16 protein-coding genes are annotated in these 16,542 nt (G+C 60.2%); 8 read left to right on the top strand and 8 right to left on the bottom strand.

Annotated elements, in window-relative coordinates:
* Positions 1-30 precede the first annotated feature (30 nt).
* The 3 genes from VHB22_RS11285 to rpsF all read right to left on the bottom strand — a co-directional run bounded on the left by VHB22_RS11285 (position 31) and on the right by rpsF (position 1,903).
* Positions 31-990, bottom strand: coding sequence for a DUF2232 domain-containing protein (locus VHB22_RS11285; RefSeq protein WP_325457061.1), 960 nt, complete (start codon positions 988-990; stop codon positions 31-33).
* A gap of 121 nt (positions 991-1,111) precedes the next feature.
* A complete protein-coding gene (gene rpsR / locus VHB22_RS11280; protein ID WP_325457060.1) occupies positions 1,112-1,363 on the bottom strand; it encodes a 30S ribosomal protein S18 in 252 nt (83 codons plus the stop codon).
* Between the two features lie 3 nt (positions 1,364-1,366).
* Positions 1,367-1,903: a 30S ribosomal protein S6 gene (rpsF, locus tag VHB22_RS11275; protein WP_325457155.1), complete on the bottom strand. Its 537-nt coding sequence runs from the start codon at positions 1,901-1,903 to the stop codon at positions 1,367-1,369.
* A gap of 353 nt (positions 1,904-2,256) precedes the next feature.
* Between rpsF and VHB22_RS11270 the strand changes: the two genes are divergently transcribed.
* Positions 2,257-2,556 (top strand): hypothetical protein, encoded by a 300-nt coding sequence (locus VHB22_RS11270; RefSeq protein ID WP_325457059.1) that lies wholly within the window; start codon positions 2,257-2,259, stop codon positions 2,554-2,556.
* A 5-nt stretch (positions 2,557-2,561) separates the two neighbouring features.
* Here VHB22_RS11270 and VHB22_RS11265 read toward each other — a convergent pair whose 3' ends face one another.
* The gene (locus VHB22_RS11265) at positions 2,562-3,368 is read right to left on the bottom strand and encodes a slipin family protein (protein WP_325457058.1); all 807 of its coding nucleotides are present in this window, start codon (positions 3,366-3,368) and stop codon (positions 2,562-2,564) included.
* Positions 3,369-3,725: 357 nt separating this feature from the next.
* Here VHB22_RS11265 and fabD point away from each other — a divergent pair, with 357 nt between their 5' ends.
* From fabD to gmk, 7 genes are all read left to right on the top strand, one after another.
* Complete coding sequence (gene fabD / locus VHB22_RS11260) at positions 3,726-4,673, top strand: ACP S-malonyltransferase (protein ID WP_325457057.1); 948 nt, start codon at positions 3,726-3,728, stop codon at positions 4,671-4,673.
* A gap of 10 nt (positions 4,674-4,683) precedes the next feature.
* The gene (gene fabG, locus VHB22_RS11255) at positions 4,684-5,430 is read left to right on the top strand and encodes a 3-oxoacyl-[acyl-carrier-protein] reductase (RefSeq protein WP_325457056.1); all 747 of its coding nucleotides are present in this window, start codon (positions 4,684-4,686) and stop codon (positions 5,428-5,430) included.
* 399 nt (positions 5,431-5,829) lie between these two features.
* Positions 5,830-6,072, top strand: a complete 243-nt coding sequence (locus VHB22_RS11250; RefSeq protein WP_013215676.1) for an acyl carrier protein — start codon at positions 5,830-5,832, stop codon at positions 6,070-6,072.
* A gap of 146 nt (positions 6,073-6,218) precedes the next feature.
* On the top strand, positions 6,219-7,481 hold the full coding sequence (fabF, locus tag VHB22_RS11245) for a beta-ketoacyl-ACP synthase II (protein WP_325457055.1): 1,263 nt from the start codon (positions 6,219-6,221) through the stop codon (positions 7,479-7,481).
* Positions 7,482-7,742: 261 nt separating this feature from the next.
* Complete coding sequence (mltG, locus tag VHB22_RS11240; protein WP_325457054.1) at positions 7,743-8,996, top strand: endolytic transglycosylase MltG; 1,254 nt, start codon at positions 7,743-7,745, stop codon at positions 8,994-8,996.
* 114 nt (positions 8,997-9,110) lie between these two features.
* Positions 9,111-10,001 (top strand): YicC/YloC family endoribonuclease, encoded by an 891-nt coding sequence (locus VHB22_RS11235; RefSeq protein ID WP_325457053.1) that lies wholly within the window; start codon positions 9,111-9,113, stop codon positions 9,999-10,001.
* Position 10,002: 1 nt separating this feature from the next.
* On the top strand, positions 10,003-10,692 hold the full coding sequence (gene gmk, locus VHB22_RS11230; protein ID WP_325457052.1) for a guanylate kinase: 690 nt from the start codon (positions 10,003-10,005) through the stop codon (positions 10,690-10,692).
* Here gmk and rsmA read toward each other — a convergent pair.
* The 4 genes from rsmA to VHB22_RS11210 form a co-directional block, all read right to left on the bottom strand.
* Positions 10,689-11,564, bottom strand: coding sequence for a 16S rRNA (adenine(1518)-N(6)/adenine(1519)-N(6))-dimethyltransferase RsmA (gene rsmA / locus VHB22_RS11225; protein WP_325457051.1), 876 nt, complete (start codon positions 11,562-11,564; stop codon positions 10,689-10,691). The two genes, gmk and rsmA, sit on opposite strands and share 4 nt — an antisense overlap.
* Positions 11,561-12,604, bottom strand: coding sequence for a 4-hydroxythreonine-4-phosphate dehydrogenase PdxA (pdxA, locus tag VHB22_RS11220; RefSeq protein ID WP_325457050.1), 1,044 nt, complete (start codon positions 12,602-12,604; stop codon positions 11,561-11,563). The genes rsmA and pdxA overlap by 4 nt, the downstream gene beginning before the upstream one ends.
* A gap of 2 nt (positions 12,605-12,606) precedes the next feature.
* Complete coding sequence (locus tag VHB22_RS11215) at positions 12,607-13,860, bottom strand: peptidylprolyl isomerase (protein WP_325457049.1); 1,254 nt, start codon at positions 13,858-13,860, stop codon at positions 12,607-12,609.
* A 197-nt stretch (positions 13,861-14,057) separates the two neighbouring features.
* Positions 14,058-16,541: an LPS-assembly protein LptD gene (locus tag VHB22_RS11210; protein WP_325457048.1), complete on the bottom strand. Its 2,484-nt coding sequence runs from the start codon at positions 16,539-16,541 to the stop codon at positions 14,058-14,060.
* Position 16,542 lies beyond the last annotated feature (1 nt).

Genomic DNA, 16,542 nt, shown 5'->3' with positions numbered 1-16,542 from the left:
CCTTTCGCGTTCGAATGTGAAAAGTGAATTTCAGGTTTCGGAATTGGGTGGTGGAGGCGGCTTACCGGCGGTCCGGTAGCCGAAGACGGTCTCTGCGAGGCCCGCAAGTGCAAGCAGCAGACTGATGTGAGGTATGAAAATTGCGCCGGAGTAGAGTGAACTGAGAATGAGCGTCTGCCATCGCGAGCCGCGGGTCAGGACGTGGACAAGTGCGAGTCCGACGAGCGCAAACGCGAGCGTGAAGGGCGCCGCGATGCATGCAGCGAGCAATCCGGTCATACCGCCCGCGAAGGTCAACCCGATTGCGACCATCAGCATAAATGTTGCTCCGGCCGGCAATTTAAACTGAGAGAGATCCGGCCAGGGGCGCACCAGCCGTCCCGATGCAAGCGTGATGCGTCCCGCGAGCCAGAGATTGAACAACGTCGTTGTCATTCCAAGGAGGCCGAGCGCCCAAGGCAAGGTGGCGAGCGTCGAGTGCGTGATCTCGTCAATCTCTGCAGCCCCGATGTCCGGGGCGCCAGGAATTTGCGACAGCTCGGACTTGACGAAGTTCTCGACCGCGCCTCGCAGGATCTTTGTCAAAGTCTCAATGCTGCCGCCCATCAGCACGAGCGCGAGCATGGCGAAAAGCCCGGCAAAGATGGCCGCCGTTACAACGACGCGGCCGATTGGATACCATTCGCGATCTTCTTCCGGGCCGCGGCTCATTAACGTGAGGCGCGTGCAGATGACGGCTGGGAGCGCGGTGCTGATGGCATAGGCCCCGGCGGTCAGCGGATTAGCGATGAGCATCACCAATGCCGTCGCGGTGATCGCGGCAATGGCGCCCGCGACCACTCCGAGTCCGAGCCCGGCGAGATAAAGCGAAAGCGGCGTCAGCAGAAAAAGGATGACGCGGAGCAGCATCGCTCCGGTCGTCGCCGATGCGAAAACGACCGCCGAAATGAGACCGGCTGCAAGCGCGAGAAGAAATGCGTTTGTCGGCATCGTGTGCTGTCCCGCCCTTTCGAAGCGGTTAGAGCCGGATCCGGTTTCCCGTCCCGACCCAACGTTTCTCACTTGCGCCTTCCGACACCGCTTCGCGGAGCCGGCCGGAAGGCGCGTGTCGTCACTTAATTACGTACGGCAGCAGGCCGAGGAAACGGGCGCGCTTGATGGCGCGCGCGAGTTCGCGCTGCTTTTTCGCCGAGACCGCGGTGATGCGGCTTGGCACGATCTTGCCGCGTTCGGAAATATAGCGGCCGAGCGTGCGCACGTCCTTGTAGTCGATCTTCGGCGCGCCTTCGCCCGAGAACGGGCAGGTTTTGCGACGGCGCTGGAAGGGGCGGCGGGCTCCGCCGGAAGAAGCGATTTCAGCCATGGATCAGCCCTCCGAGCCGGGGTTGGAGTCACGTGGTGGACGCGGTGCGCGCGGCGCCTCGCCTTCCCGCGGCGGGCGCGGGCCACGATCGCCTTCGCGCGGCGGACGGGAGCGGAACGTCGAACCGCCTTCGCGGCCGCCGCCACCGAAACCACCACGATCGCCACGGGGCGGCCCGCCACGGCCACCGAAGCCGCGATCGCCACGATCGTCACGATCCTGCTTACGCATCTGAATGCTCGGCTCGGTTTCGAGCTCGTCGACGCGGACGGTCATGAAGCGGATGACGTCTGAATTGATGCCCATCCGCCGCTCCATCTCGGTCACTGCAGCAGGCGTAGCGTCGATGTTGAAGAAGGCAAAATGTGCCTTGCGATTTTTCTTGATCTTGAAGGCGAGGTTCTTCAGTCCCCAGTATTCCTGCTTGGTGACTTTGCCGTTGCCTTCCTCGACGACGCCCTGAAATTCTTTCATCAGGGCTTCGACTTGCGCTTGGGTTACGTCCTGGCGCGCCAGGAACGTATGCTCGTAAAGCGGCATACGATGGCCTTTCGGTTCAAGTTGTCGCATCCTTGGATGCAGGTCGCTTTTTCCGCCGGCGCAAAGCCCCAATCGGGCCCGGGAAAGGCCGATCTGGTACCCATCAGGAGAAGACACTGGGGAGCGGCGTCCTGGGACGCCTCTCAAATTGATGGAAAGCCCATGCAACTTGAGCCCCCGTTCAGCCTCCAGCCGGAACGGAAAGCGCGCTTATACAGGATTTGGCCGCTGCGGCAAGGGTTTCGGGCATGAAACTGGCGCGGGTTGCCGCGACGGAGCCGGGCAAACTCGCCCGGCCGACGAGAATTTTCCTTTCGATACGGCATCGCCGTCACTCCCGAACCGGGGGAATCATGGCCTATAGGTCTGCCAGACCAGGGCTCTGGCGCGTCGAGGGAGAGCAACAAATCATGAAGTTCGCAGCTTATACTGAGGAAACCATTTGGGCGATCGCCGACACCGAGGAAGAAGCGCGCTCCGAAGGCGAGGCGACGATGCAGGAGACCGATGCCTCCGGCGACATCTCGGCGATTAAGGTCGCGCCGATCGACGAGGAACTGGTCGAAGCCCTTGCCGAGGCCGAAAACTCCGGTGAAGACGTGTTGTTCGATTTGATCGATGGCGAGTTGTGCGAGGTCGAGACGGTCGAGTAACGGGTTTAGTTTTCTTCGTCTTGGGCCGCGTCGCTAGGGTTGGACTGGACCGGCAAAATACCGGCGCCACCTGAAAGAATCAGGGTTGGTGCCGATTTGCCGTTTCCAGCCGATAGCGCCTGGAGCACGCGCAGGTTCATCAATTCCGGGTTTCCTTTGAGCAGGCGGGCCGCGTTGTTCAGCGACCTCAACGTCGCCTGTTCGCCGCGCGCACGTTCGAGGCTCGCCGCAGCCTCTAGCTTGGCGCGCGCAGCTTCAGTTGCGATCCGCCTGATTTCGGCCGGCATCATGAGATCGCGAACGTTAGCGCGAAGAAGCTCGCATCCCTGCGCTTCGCAGCCCGGTGCCGCGAGCTTGAGCAGGCGTTCGTCGAGATCTGCGCGTTCGTCCAGCAACGTTTCGAGCGATCCGGCAGCCGCAACATCGCGAAGCGCGAGTTGGATCGCGCGATAGATAGCGTTGTAATAGCCTTCGGCGCTCGTTTCGAGGGCCTTGCGGGGATCGCGGATTTTTAGGACGACAATGGCGCTCATCCGCAGCGCAAGCCGGTCTTGGCTCAGCACCTCCTGACTTGGCACCGTAATCGCAATCTCGTTGACGTTGACAAGTTTCAGCGTCGAGCGCGGAAAGATCCAATGGCGACCTGGTCCAACCTCGCGCAGGAATTTGCCGTCCTTATAGATGACGCCGCGAAATCCCTCCGGCACAACAGTCTGAGCGCGCGAAATGACTGTCCAGGCATAGATCGCGACCGCAATTGTGACGGCCAGCAGGATCGTCAAAGGCGTAATGAGTTCCCCGTCGGCTTGCATCTTTCAAACGGCCCCAGATGGAGCGCTTCCGGCGCCGAGGCTGCGACACGGGAACAGTCCCCGTAGGTCTGCTCGCAGAGCGGCACAGCGACTGCCTTTCGGCTGGCGCCGGAAGCGGCTTTTTTCATGGATCGAGTTCATGGCTCGAGGCCGCGAGGTAAAATCCTGCAGACGAAAGGCCTACGACCCCTCCGCAGCCTGCCACGCGGCTCCCCGAGCCTTACCATGCGCCGAGCGCCAAAACGAGGCGCAGTCGCGGCAGACCGTCTCTCAGCCTTGACAGGAAACGGACGGGAGTGGACTAAGGCCGCCGCGTCCGCCCGCAGGCGGCGATCCAACGGAGAGTTTCAAAAATCGATGGCACGCGCATTTGTCTTCCCCGGTCAGGGCAGCCAGGACGTCGGCATGGGAAAGGCGCTCGCCGATGCATTTCCGTCGGCGCGCGCAGTTTTCGATGAGGTCGACGATGCGCTGGGACAGAAACTTTCCGCGATCATGTGGAATGGGCCGAAGGAAACGCTGACGCTCACGGAGAATGCGCAGCCCGCTCTGATGACCGTATCGATGGCGGTGATGCGAGTGCTCGAAAAGGAAAAAGGCTTTTCACTTGCGGACAACGTGACGTTCGTTGCCGGGCATTCGCTCGGAGAATATTCGGCGCTTGCCGCTGCCGGTGCGTTCTCGCTCGCGGATGCCGCGCGTCTGCTGAAGCTGCGCGGTCAGGCGATGCAGAAGGCCGTGCCGGTCGGGCAGGGCGCAATGGCGGCACTGCTGGGTGTCGGCATCGACGCGGCGAAGAAAGTCGCAGAGGAAGCCGCGCAGGGCGACGTCTGTCAGGTCGCCAACGACAACGACCCGACGCAGATCGTGCTGTCCGGTCATAAGACTGCAATCGATCGTGTCGCTGAGGTCGGCAAAAAGCATGGCGTGCGGCGCGCCGTTCCGCTTCCCGTATCCGCTCCTTTCCATTGTGCGCTGATGCAACCCGCCGCGGACGCGATGGCTGAAGCGCTCGCGAACGTGACGCTCAATACGCCGTCCGTGCCGCTGATCGCTAACGTTTTAGCAGCCCCGATTTCCGATCCGGATGAGATCAGGAAGCGCCTTGTCGAACAGGTCACAGGAACAGTGCGATGGCGTGAATCCGTTGCCGCGATGGCGGAAAACGGCGTGACGGACTTTTATGAAATTGGTGCGGGGAAAGTTCTTGCCGGGCTCGTGAAACGCACGGCCGCGACGGCGAACGCTGTCAGCATCGGCACGCCCGCAGACATCGACGCGGCGCTCGCCGCACTGACAGCTTAAAGGAGAGCGTATGTTCGATTTGACAGGCAAAACCGCGCTTGTGACCGGCGCGACCGGCGGCCTCGGAGCCGAGATTGCGCGCGTCTTTCATAAAGCGGGTGCCAACGTCGCGATCTCAGGACGCAAGGTCGAAGCGCTCGATGCGCTTGCCGGTGAGCTCGGGGACCGCGTGCATGTTCTTCCCTGCGATCTCGCCGATCGTGCCAGCGTTTCGAAGTTGATCGATGAAGCCGTCAAGGCGCTGGGCGGCCGTCTCGATATTCTCGTCAACAACGCGGGTCTGACCAAAGACAATCTGTTCATGGTCATGAAGGACGACCAATGGGACGACGTCATCGCCGTCAATCTGACGTCGACGTTCATGCTCTGCCGCGCGGCGTCCCGCCATATGATGCGTTCGAAGACGGGTTACGGGCGCATTATCAATATTGCCTCGGTGTCGGGCGTATTTGGCAATCCGGGCCAGGGCAACTATGCAGCATCGAAAGCCGGCATGATCGGCATGACCAAATCTCTTGCCCGCGAAGTGGCGTCGCGCGGAATCACCGCGAACTGCATCGCGCCGGGCTTCATCAAAACGGCGATGACTGACGTACTGACAGACAAGCAGAAAGGCGAAATCGCGCAGATCATTCCGGCGCAGCGTTTCGGGGAGCCGTTGGATGTGGCTGCGGGCTGCCTTTATCTCGCATCGAACGAAGGTGGTTATATCACCGGCCAGACGCTGCATATCAACGGCGGGATGGCGATGGTGTGAGAATAGAAAGCGAGCGATGGTAAATGCCCGTGCTGCCTCATTTTCTTTTGCTTTTGCTCACCTGCGACGCGCGGCTCGCAGGCTGCGTCATCACGTTCTTTGCAAGGCCCGTGAAGTGTGTTAACGACACCACGGTTTTGAGGCGTGGAAAGCACGCCTTCGGGACGGTGCGAAGCTGGGGACAAACTGGCATCGTGCGACGAGAGAGCGGTGCCACGGCGTAAGACTCACGCTACGGCGACCTTGGAAAAGACTTCTGAAACGGGTGCGAGCCCCCTATCCGAACAGGCCGGATTTCCCTTACATTGAAAAAGGCATGCGGTTTCGAGCGGGTTCTGCAGAGCGAACGGGGCGGGCCATCAAGGCGCGCTGAATAATAGAAAGACACGAGGATTGACGATGAGCGATGTTGCAGAGCGCGTGAAGAAAATTGTCGTGGAGCATCTTGGCGTCGAGGCCGATAAGGTCACCGACAATGCCAGCTTCATCGACGACCTTGGCGCCGATAGCTTGGACACTGTTGAACTCGTGATGGCATTTGAAGAAGAATTTGGATGCGAGATTCCGGATGACGCCGCTGAGCACATCCTCACCGTCGGCGACGCGGTGAAATTCCTAGAGAAGAACGCTAGCGCGGCCTGAGGGCCCTCGTTCATCCGCAGAATTGGGGCGCAGCACGATGCGCCAATCGGATTGGATATGAAGGGGGCTGGGATAACAACCGGCCCCCTTCATGTGCCCAGCGCGCTGTCGATTAGTACCAACCGCTAAACGAACAAGAAGACACAATGCGCCGAGTCGTCATTACCGGAATGGGTATTGTCTCTCCCGTGGGCTGCGGTGTGGAGGCTGCATGGTCGAATCTCCTGGCGGGCAAAAACGGCGCGCGCCGGGTCGAAGAATTCGAGGTCTCCGATATCACATGCCAGATCGCCAATTTCGTGCCGCGCGGCGCAACGGCGGAAGGCAAGTTCAATCCCGACGATTGGATGGAGCCCAAAGAACAGCGCAAGGTCGACGATTTCATCATCTACGCTGTCGCTGCCGCCGATCAGGCGATCGCGGATTCCGGACTTAAGTTCGATACCAGCGAAACACAGGAACGTGCCGGTGTCCTGATTGGCTCGGGCATCGGCGGATTGTCCGGTATCGCCGATACGTCGCTGTTACTGAAGGAAAAGGGGCCGCGTCGCGTTTCGCCGTTCTTCATTCCGGGACGTCTGATCAATCTCGCTGGCGGCTACGTCTCGATCAAACATAATCTGCGTGGGCCAAACAACGCCGTCGTCACCGCATGCGCTACGGGCACGCACGCTATCGGCGACGCCGCGCGCATCATTGCGCTCGACGATGCCGATGTGATGGTCGCCGGTGGAACCGAAAGCCCGATCTGCCGCATTGCCATGGCGGGATTTGCCGCTTGCCGCGCACTCTCGACGGGCTTCAACGACACGCCGACGAAGGCGTCGCGTCCCTACGATAAAGATCGGGATGGGTTCGTGATGGGTGAGGGTGCAGGCGTCGTCGTACTGGAAAGCTACGAGCATGCGAAGGCGCGTGGCGCCACGATCTACGCCGAGGTGATCGGCTACGGCATGTCGGCTGACGCTTTTCATATCACCGCGCCAGCGGAAGATGGAGACGGCGCGTATCGGTGCATGAAGATGGCGCTGAACCGCGCTGGCGTCAGTCCGAGTGAGATCGACTACGTTAACGCGCATGGCACGTCGACGCCGATGGGCGACGAGATCGAGCTCAAGGCGGTTGAACGTCTGTTCGGCAACACAGCAGGCAAGCTGGCGATGTCGTCGACAAAATCGGCCATCGGGCATTTGCTCGGTGCGGCAGGTGCTGTCGAAGCCATTTTCTCGACGCTGGCGATCCGCGATAACATTGCGCCGCCGACGCTCAATCTTGATACACCGTCGGTAGATACGGCGATTGATCTTGTGCCGCATACGCCTAAGAAGCGTGACATCAATATCGCACTGTCGAACTCCTTTGGCTTCGGCGGCACCAACGCCTGTCTTGTGCTCCGCCGCGCCGCGTAAGTCTCGCCGAACTCCGCCGTTTCGCCACATTTTACGTCGAGCGTCAGCCGGGGGACTGATGAAGTAGTGCGACCGTAGCGACCGGTTGCCAGAGCTGCTTCTTCAAGGGACATTGCTCGCGGTATCATGAGTCAGCACAGACGACGCCCGGACGGGACCAGAACCGCCCGTACTGCCGGTGCACGAAGTCCAGCCGAACGTCTTGAGCCTGGCCGAGCGCCGGGCCGCCCTCGCGGGCTCGATGCACGCGAGCCCTCGCGGATGTTATCGAGCATTGTGCGCGTGATCAGTGGTGTTCTGACGGTCGCGCTCGTCTCCATGCTGATCATCGGCGGCATTTCATTCGCCATTTACAATCAGTTCGAAAGCCCTGGTCCACTCGAAGCGACACGCACGGTCATTATCCCCAAGGGAGAGGGCCGGATTGCCATTGCCGAAAGGTTGGAAAGGGAAGGCGTTATTTCCAACCGCTGGACGTTCGTCGGCGGTCATCTGCTGCATAGCTTCTTCGCGCGCAAAAAGAACGGCGAGCTAAAGGCCGGCGAATACGAAATCAAAGAGCACGCCTCGATGCGCGATGTGATCGACACGCTATCGGCGGGCAAATCCATTCTCTACAAAACGACACTGCCTGAAGGACTGACGAGCGAGCAGATCGTCGAACGTTTGAAAGCCGAACCGAGTCTCAGCGGTGAGGTTACGGACGTGCCGCCTGAAGGCACTCTGCTACCCGACACCTATTATTTCTCCAAGGGTGCGTCGCGGCAGGAAATCCTCGACCGTATGCATGATGAAATGCAGAAAGCGATCAGCACGCTTTGGAGCAGCCGCGATCCAGATCTGCCAATCAGCACCCCCGATCAGCTCATAACTTTTGCGTCGATCGTCGAAAAGGAAACGGGCCGGCCAGACGAGCGGGATCGCGTCGCCGCCGTGTTCTACAATCGGCTAAAAAAAGGAATGCGGCTGCAATCCGACCCGACGATCATCTATGGCATCGTCGGTGGGCAGGGCAGTCTCGGCCGTGGGATCACGAAAGCGGACATAGAGACGAAGTCGCCCTACAACACGTATCAGATCAGCGGACTGCCGCCGGGGCCGATATGCAACCCTGGCAAGTCCGCTATTATGGCGGCGCTGCATCCCGCGAAGACGGAGGATCTCTATTTCGTTGCCGACGGAAGCGGCGGCCATGCATTCTCGGCGACGTTGAAAGACCACAATGCCGCGGTGCAGAAGTGGAGAGAAATCGAAAAGCAGAAAGCGAAAGAAAACGCCGCTGGAGGTCAGGAAAAGGTCATTCCGATTCCGCAGCCGAAGGATGACGCGTCCAACAAGGTTGATACACGTAAGAACAAGACCGCACGCGCGTCGAAAGAGACAAAAACAGTCCAGAAGCAAGCATCGGCAAGCGGCGATGATGCCTCGACCGGAAATCCTGCGGCCGCCCAAGCGTCGGAAGCGGCGAATACGACTGACATTCCCCTCCCGGTTCGCAAGCCCAAGCGCCAGTGACCTCCGCGAATTGAGCTACCGAAAATATGGCAGCCTTTCGAGCTTTAGGTTGGCGTACCTCGCGCGACCCGTTAAGTTGCGCGCCGCGTATAAGTCCAGCCGAGACGCCAACAGATGACAATTTCCAGCATGACCGGATTTGCCCGCGCCGACGGCTCGGCCAACGGCTTGAGCTGGACATGGGAGGCCAGAAGCGTAAACGGCCGTGGCCTCGACGTCCGCTTGCGCTTGCCTCCTGGTTATGAAGCCCTCGAAATTCCGGCCCGCGAGGCAGTTGCAAAACGCCTTGTGCGAGGCAACGTTTCGGTGACGCTTGCAATCGAGAAACAGCAGACGAACGGTGCCATCCGCTTGAATGAGCAGGTGCTCGCCGATGTCGTCAGAGCTGCCGAGCGTGTGGCGGCTTTGAGCGGAGCGACGGCGCCGGATGCGGCGCAGCTCCTGATGATCAAGGGCGTACTCGAAACCGCCGATCAGGTTTCGGAAGATGCCGAAGCGCGCGCGCTGCGCGAGCGTGCGATGGTGCAAAGCCTCGAAACCGCGCTTGATAAGCTCACTGAGGCTCGCCGTGCTGAGGGTGCCCGCATAGGCGCCGTCATCAACGAGCAGATTACTCAGATCGATGAGCTTGCCTCGATCGTCAGAACTTCTCCATCGCGCGCGCCAGAGGCGATCAAAGCACGCCTCAAGGACGCCGTCACCCGGTTAATCGATGCCACGACAGCGCTCGACGACGACCGCTTGCATCAGGAAGCCGTGCTTATTGCGACCCGTGCAGATGTCGAAGAAGAGCTGCAGCGACTCACGGCCCATGTCGCTGCTGCGCGTGATATCCTGAACGAGCGGGGGGCTGTGGGGCGTAAGCTCGACTTTCTCGCGCAGGAATTCAATCGCGAGGCGAACACGCTATGCTCTAAAGCCAATGCGGTGGACATTACGCGGGTTGGCTTGCAGCTTAAGACCGTCATAGATCAATTCCGCGAGCAAGTTCAGAACGTCGAGTAGCATGACCGCCGATCCCGCGAACCAACGCCCAAAAACGAAAACCGGCGCGGCGAATGCCGAGCCGCATATAGAGCGGCGCGGACTGCTGTTCATCATTTCGTCGCCATCCGGAGCGGGAAAAACGACGCTCGCCCGGCGCTTGCTTGCGGCGGACAAGAATATCGCGATGTCTGTTTCCGTGACCACGCGCGAACCGCGTCCCGGCGAGCGCAACGGCGTAGACTACCATTTTGTCGACCGTGACCGTTTTGAGATGATGAAGTCGCGGGGCGAGTTGCTTGAATGGGCGCGCGTCTTTGACAACCATTACGGCACCCCGCGCGTTCCGGTTGAGGAGGCGATTCAAGCGGGCAAGGATGTGTTGTTCGACATCGATTGGCAGGGTGCGCAGCAGCTTAAAGAAAAAATGCATGATGACGTCGTGTGCGTCTTCATACTGCCGCCGTCGGGCGACGTCCTCGAAGAACGATTGAGGACACGTGCGCAAGATTCCGAGGAGACGGTCGCGCGGAGGATGGCCGCAGCATCGTCCGAGCTCAGCCGTTGGCCCGAGTACGATTATGTGATCGTCAACACAGACCTCGATCAGAGCACGAATGCGATCCAATCTATTCTGGTAGCCGAGCGGTTGAAACGCGGTCGCCTTTCGGGGCTCTCTGACTTCGTGCGCGATATGCAGGCTGTGCTCTAGCCGCGGTTATGTGGTGCGCGGTCCAGGATCGCGGCGAGCGTCGCGAATTCCGTGACAGAGAGATCTTCCGCCCGCCGTTCCGGCGCGATGCCAGCTTCGCGGAGAAGAAGCTCCGGCAAGGGCATCAGTTGCTTCAGGCTCGACCGCAGCATCTTCCGGCGCTGTCCGAAGGCGGCGGCCGTTACGCGGCTCAACGTTGCCGCCCGGCACGCCGGTTCGGGCGTCGGCATCGGGCGAAAATCGACGACCGCTGATGCAACTTTAGGCGGAGGCGTGAAAGCCTCGGGCGGCAGGTTGATGACGATGTGCGGGCGTGTGCGCCACTGTGCGAGCACTGACAAGCGTCCGTAAGCTTTGGTATGCGGTTGCGCGGTGATGCGCTCGGCAACCTCGCGCTGGAACATCAACACCATGCGGTCGAACCACGGCGGCCACGGTTCCGTTTCGAGCCAGGTCACGAGCAGGACCGACGCGATGTTGTAGGGCAGGTTCGCCGCGATCGTTACGGGATGCGCTCCATCCGTCAGCCTGGTCCAATCGACTTTCAGGGCATCGCCGGCTTCGACCGTCAGGCATCCAGGATAATGTGCCGAAATTTCATCGAGCGCCGGGAGACAACGTTCGTCGCGCTCGACTGCAATGATGCGCTTCGCGCCTTCCATGAGTAACGCCCGCGTCAAGCCGCCGGGGCCAGGGCCGATTTCGACCACCGTTTGTTTCGAAAGATCACCGGCAGCGCGTGCGATCTTGCGCGTCAGATTGAGATCAAGGAGAAAATTCTGCCCCAGCGATTTCTTCGCAGCGAGCTCGTAGCGCGCGATCACGTCGCGCAGGGGAGGGAGGCCGTCCGAGCCTGACGCGGCGGCGTTCATCGCTGCGCCGCGCGGACCCGGCGCGCGCTCATCTCGGCGGCAAGCTTCAATGCAGCTTTGAGACTTGCCGCGGACGCAATGCCTTTTCCTGCAATGCCAAACGCGGTTCCGTGATCGGGCGACGTCCGCACAAACGGCAACCCCAAGGTGACGTTGACGCCTTCGTCGAACGACAGTGTCTTAATCGGAATGAGCGCCTGATCGTGGTACATCGCAATCGCCGCATCGTATGTCGCGCGCGCGGCCGCGTGAAAGAGCGTATCGGCCGAATAGGGTCCGGCAACGTTCAGCCCTTCCGATTTCAGAGCTGCGATCGCTGGTACGATGATGTCGCGGTCCTCATGACCGAGCGCGCCGTTCTCACCCGCATGCGGATTGAGCCCCGTTACGACCAGACGCGGGTCGGCAATCGCAAAGTCGCGCCGCAACGCCGCTGCAACTATTCTCGTCGTTGCAACGATACGTTCTGTCGTCAGCAGCGAAGGTACTGATTGCAGCGGCACGTGTATGGTTACCGGCACGACGCGAAGCGCGGAGGAGGCGAGCATCATCACCGGATCGGCAGGCTCCGGCGGCCAGAATTCTTTTGCAAGCGCGCCGAGGTATTCCGTATGTCCGGCGAACGAGAACCCGGCGTCATAGAGCACGGCCTTCGCGATCGGGTTGGTGACGATTGCCATGACGCGTCCGGCGGCGATATCGGCAACAGCGCGTTTGATCGCGAGAATGACGGCGGGGCCATTTTGCGCGTCGGGCGCTCCGGCATGTGCCGCGCGCACGAGCGGCACATCGACGACCGGCAGGGCCCGCGGAAAAATCGCCGTCGCCATCTCTGCCGTTGCGATGGGTACAGCCTCGACTTCACCGAATGCGGCGCACTGCGCACGCATTAGATCGATGTCGGCGTAAACGGCGAACGGCGGAAGTTCGTCGCGCGCGCGATCGCGCCAGGCGTGAACAGCTATTTCCGGTCCGATACCGGATGGGTCGCCCATCGTTAGCGCCAAAGGCAATTGCGGCGCGTCCGCGGAAGCGGCCATGTTCAGCGGTACTCGATATGAGCGTCTTCGCGGAGATCTTTCAAATAACGCTGCGCCATGACCTCGAATTCTTTCTGCTTCAGCTCGGTCTCGGCCTGCGTGCGCTTTTCAACGTCCGTCTTGACCGCATCGCGGCCGCAGACGACGTAGAGCTCGACGGCGCCGTCGCCGACTGTCGGAGGTAGCATTTCACCATCGCTGGCGTTCAGCAACAGCGTCCTTGTCGGTTCGGGCAGGGTGGAAGACTTCTTCTTTCCGAGCCGTTCGAATTTGGCGCCGGGCACGCCAGTCGCTGCGGCCGCCGTTGATTTGCAGTCGGAGAACCGGGATCTGATTTTCTCCGCTTCTTCGATGCGCTGCGCGACGCCGTGCTCTTCCATTTTTTTCGGCAACAGGATCTTGACGCGCTGGATATCCAACTCGACATCGGCGTCCCCGGTGCCGGTGGCCGAGGCGACGAGCTTGTCGACATCTTTTGTGTTGACGCTGATCAGCGGGCCGAAGCGCTTCCTCACGACTTCGTTCCAGGAAAGGGCGGCGCGTACGCGATTTTTCATCGGCTCAAGGCTTCCGCCAACCTGCTTTGTAAATTGTTCGAGCGTCATCTTGTTGCGCTGGGCAATGCCTTTCAAAACGCGCGTGACCTCGGAATCCTCGATTGTAACGCTTTGTTTTTTGGCTTCCTGCAGCTTTAGCTTCTCGTCGATCAGCTCTTCGAGGGCCTTCTTTTTCATGGCGGGCAAGGCCGTCTTGCGGGCGCTCTCGAAAGCTTCACGCTGCAAGCTCATGCCAAAGGCTTTCTTTTTCTTCTCGAAAATTGCGATGATCTCGTCGCGCGATTTGCCCTGGTTCGCCTGCACGACCTGATTGAGGATGGCCTTTAGGCGTTGCGTCGTCTTCGGGTTCTTGACGATCGCCTGGAAGTTGGCCTTCGCCTGGGCTTGAACGTTACTGCCACTGAGGAGCATGGCGCGCCGGTCGACTTCGAAACCGGTGATCGGCTCGTCATTGACTAAGGCGGTTATCGCGTTCTCGCCGCTCATTGGCGGAAACGAATCCTCACGGCTCGCCGTTTCGGTGTCTTTACCGTGCTTTTTCGACGACGAACGCCGACCCTTTTTGCCGGACAATTTACCGCCCGACTTGTCGCTATCGCTGACGGAAGGCGCACGCAGCAGCGTTCCCATACCGTCGCCGGTGACGGCAACGGTGCCACTCTGAGCCGCAGCCGGAATTGCGAGAAGCGCGGCGGACAAGATAACGCCGGCGCATAGCGCTGGGAACCGGCAAATCAAGGACAGACGGGCCCGTAATGGCGGCATTCTCACAAGATCCATAGGTCGAATCGCATGGGCGCTAGGATAGCGCGGCGGCGTCGAGCAATTGCGCGTTATCCACACGAAGAGTGGCCAAAATCCGGCCCCGGCCTCAAGCGAGTGGGCCTGCGCTCGCATCAGTTCACGCGTTCGTCGCCGCCCATATTAAAGTCAGTAACATCGGTCTTGGCCGCGAAGTCCCCGAGGTGCTTGAACTCAAGGCGGACCATGAAGGTGCGGTCGGGTTCGATCGTCTCGTCAACGTAATTGGATTCGATATAGGACGCGGTCAGCGCGAAGCATTCGTCGGCGTATTTCAGTTGCAAGCTATCGTAAAGGAGCTGGCCCTTGTCGATGTCATATCGGGTCGTTCCGCCGATGCTCCAACGATCGGTTAGGCGCAGGGTCGCCGACCCAAGGAATTCCTGCTGTTCGGTTCCGGTGGTATTCGACACCGTGCCGTCAGGGTTCACGATGAATGCGTTCGCATCGTAGCTGTATCCGGCCTGCGTCGAAAGCGGGCCGAAGTTGAATACCATCGCCGCATCTTCGCGCCGAAGCTCGGTTGTCGATTCATCGAACCGGCTCTGGGAGATCAGGCGGAACTCGTCGACGGGTGCCAAGTATACGCCGAGGACATAATCGGAGCGACTCGTTTCGAGGCCGCTTGTTGGCGTGTAGATGAAGCTGCCGTCGGCGTCGCGACCCGGGTTCAGGTAAATGTTTTCGCCGGAAAGCTGATAGCTTTCGCCCGCAAGCACTCGTGCATAACCGCCGCTATTTGCCTGGAACGTATATTGCAGGCCGACGTTGGCGCGCGTGCCCGTCTCGATGCGGTCATAGCCCGAGAATTTCGAAGTCGAGAATAGGTTCGTATCGTCGAAGACAAGGCTCTGCGCGTCTTCGTCCGGCAATCCGCGCTGCGGGATGCTCTCCTGGTGATTTACGACCTGTCCGATCGGCTCGATAACGTGGGTCGCACCCGGCGTCGTTGCAACCCAGGGATAGGAAACCGTCACGCCGGCATCGGCAAGGCCGCGCGAGATCGTGTCGTTGCGGACATCCCCGACATAAGTGTCCGTTGTTCCCGGTTTAAGCTCGACCGTCTCAGGGTTCGTCGCGCCGTCGAAGGCATAGACATCGCCGCGTACATCCGCGAACGGCGTGTAGCTGATGCCGATGGCGTCGGTCAGGCGGCGGCGCCATTTGAGTTCCGTGACGGCGCGCTGAAGATTTTCGTTCTCAACCTGCCCGGTGATCGGATTGATCGGCGAACCGTCTTCGCGCGTGAAGCTCAGAATGTTGGTATTCCACTTGAGCTCGCCGCCGACGACAGGATCGGCGAAAACGTAATTGTAGTTGATGATCGGATGCGTATAGCCCTCGGTCGTCGGCGTGTCGGTGCTCAACAGACCTTGAAACTGATACAAGGTGGCGTTGAAATAGTTGCGATCCGATTGGCCCGTCAAATAGATCTGATTGACCCGGTCGGTCACCAACACGCTGTCGAGCTTGTAGAAGCGCCGGAATTGGTCGTCGCTTTCCTCGGTGATGTCCCACCCGAACTTCCACCAGCTTGAAAGTGAAAAGACGCCCTTGGTTTCGACGCTGCCGCGGACTCCATCGTATTTCGAGAAAGCATCGGGATCGTTGGGATTATATCCCGGAAGATCCCGTGCGTTCTGGTCGATGCCGGCGAGTTTGACGGTGTACTGGCCATTGGCTAGCCGATGACGCCATTCGGCCTGCATCAACAATCCCTGATCGGTGAAATAGGTCGGCGTGAGCGTCAGGTCGTAGTTGGGTGCGATGGCCCAATAGTATGGGATGCCGGTGATATAACCGAGGGTCGACGAATTACCGTAGATCGGTGTCAGGAAACCAGACTTCCGCTTTACCGAGGGATCTGGCGTCTGGAAGTAGGGCAAATAGAAAACCGGCTGCCCGTAAATCTGGAAGTAGGCGTCCTGATAGGTGATGGTGGCGGCGTCGGCGTCATGAATGATCTTCGCGGCGCTGATGCACCATAAGGGCGGCGTGCCGCCGTCGCTCTTACAAGGCGTGAAGCGTCCGTTCGTGAATTCGTTCACATTGCCGCCTTTGCGCACGGCACGATCGGCGGTGATTGTCGACTGATCCTGAGAAACGATGGACAGCGACTGTACGAAGCCGTCGCGGAAATCGTCCGTCAGCGTGTAGCGATCGGCATGGACGATGTTGCCCTGCGGCTCCTTCAGCGTGACGTTGCCGATGGCCGTCAGGGTGCCGGCGCCCTGATCGTAGACGACTTCGTCGGCGGTCAGGATGTTGTCGTTGTAGTAGATTTCGACGTTGCCGCGCGCGATCACGCGGTTTCCGGCCTTGTCGTAGATCAGTTGATCGCCCTGCAACCGCATGGGCTGCGTCTGGTCGACCTTGGTGTTGACCTTACCGAAGATGCTTTGCTTGCCGAATGTCGAGGGCAGCTTCTTTTTTGCTGCGGCGGGCTGGGATGCGGTGGTTGCCAACAGCACAGAAAATACGACGTACGAAAGCGCACGAGTGACCCCGGCCGCCGAACGGCGCCAAGTCCCCTCGCGTGACGTTCCGCAACCCTCTTGCGGTGTCCGCGCTCTACGCATC

Origin of the sequence: Hyphomicrobium sp., from assembly GCF_035548195.1 — a bacterium.
Taxonomy (GTDB): Bacteria; Pseudomonadota; Alphaproteobacteria; order Rhizobiales; family Hyphomicrobiaceae; genus Hyphomicrobium_B.
This window is presented reverse-complemented; position numbering and strand designations above follow the sequence as displayed.

Bases quoted from the DNA above. Each gene is read 5' to 3' on its own strand.
- VHB22_RS11285 (WP_325457061.1), bottom strand. From the start codon at position 990: ATGCCGACAAACGCATTTCTTCTCGCGCTTGCAGCCGGTCTCATTTCG.
- rpsR (WP_325457060.1), bottom strand. From the start codon at position 1,363: ATGGCTGAAATCGCTTCTTCCGGCGGAGCCCGCCGCCCCTTCCAGCGC.
- rpsF (WP_325457155.1), bottom strand. From the start codon at position 1,903: ATGCCGCTTTACGAGCATACGTTCCTGGCGCGCCAGGACGTAACCCAA.
- VHB22_RS11270 (WP_325457059.1), top strand. From the start codon at position 2,257: ATGGCCTATAGGTCTGCCAGACCAGGGCTCTGGCGCGTCGAGGGAGAG.
- VHB22_RS11265 (WP_325457058.1), bottom strand. From the start codon at position 3,368: ATGCAAGCCGACGGGGAACTCATTACGCCTTTGACGATCCTGCTGGCC.
- fabD (WP_325457057.1), top strand. From the start codon at position 3,726: ATGGCACGCGCATTTGTCTTCCCCGGTCAGGGCAGCCAGGACGTCGGC.
- fabG (WP_325457056.1), top strand. From the start codon at position 4,684: ATGTTCGATTTGACAGGCAAAACCGCGCTTGTGACCGGCGCGACCGGC.
- VHB22_RS11250 (WP_013215676.1), top strand. From the start codon at position 5,830: ATGAGCGATGTTGCAGAGCGCGTGAAGAAAATTGTCGTGGAGCATCTT.
- fabF (WP_325457055.1), top strand. From the start codon at position 6,219: ATGCGCCGAGTCGTCATTACCGGAATGGGTATTGTCTCTCCCGTGGGC.
- mltG (WP_325457054.1), top strand. From the start codon at position 7,743: ATGTTATCGAGCATTGTGCGCGTGATCAGTGGTGTTCTGACGGTCGCG.
- VHB22_RS11235 (WP_325457053.1), top strand. From the start codon at position 9,111: ATGACAATTTCCAGCATGACCGGATTTGCCCGCGCCGACGGCTCGGCC.
- gmk (WP_325457052.1), top strand. From the start codon at position 10,003: ATGACCGCCGATCCCGCGAACCAACGCCCAAAAACGAAAACCGGCGCG.
- rsmA (WP_325457051.1), bottom strand. From the start codon at position 11,564: ATGAACGCCGCCGCGTCAGGCTCGGACGGCCTCCCTCCCCTGCGCGAC.
- pdxA (WP_325457050.1), bottom strand. From the start codon at position 12,604: ATGGCCGCTTCCGCGGACGCGCCGCAATTGCCTTTGGCGCTAACGATG.
- VHB22_RS11210 (WP_325457048.1), bottom strand. From the start codon at position 16,541: ATGCGTAGAGCGCGGACACCGCAAGAGGGTTGCGGAACGTCACGCGAG.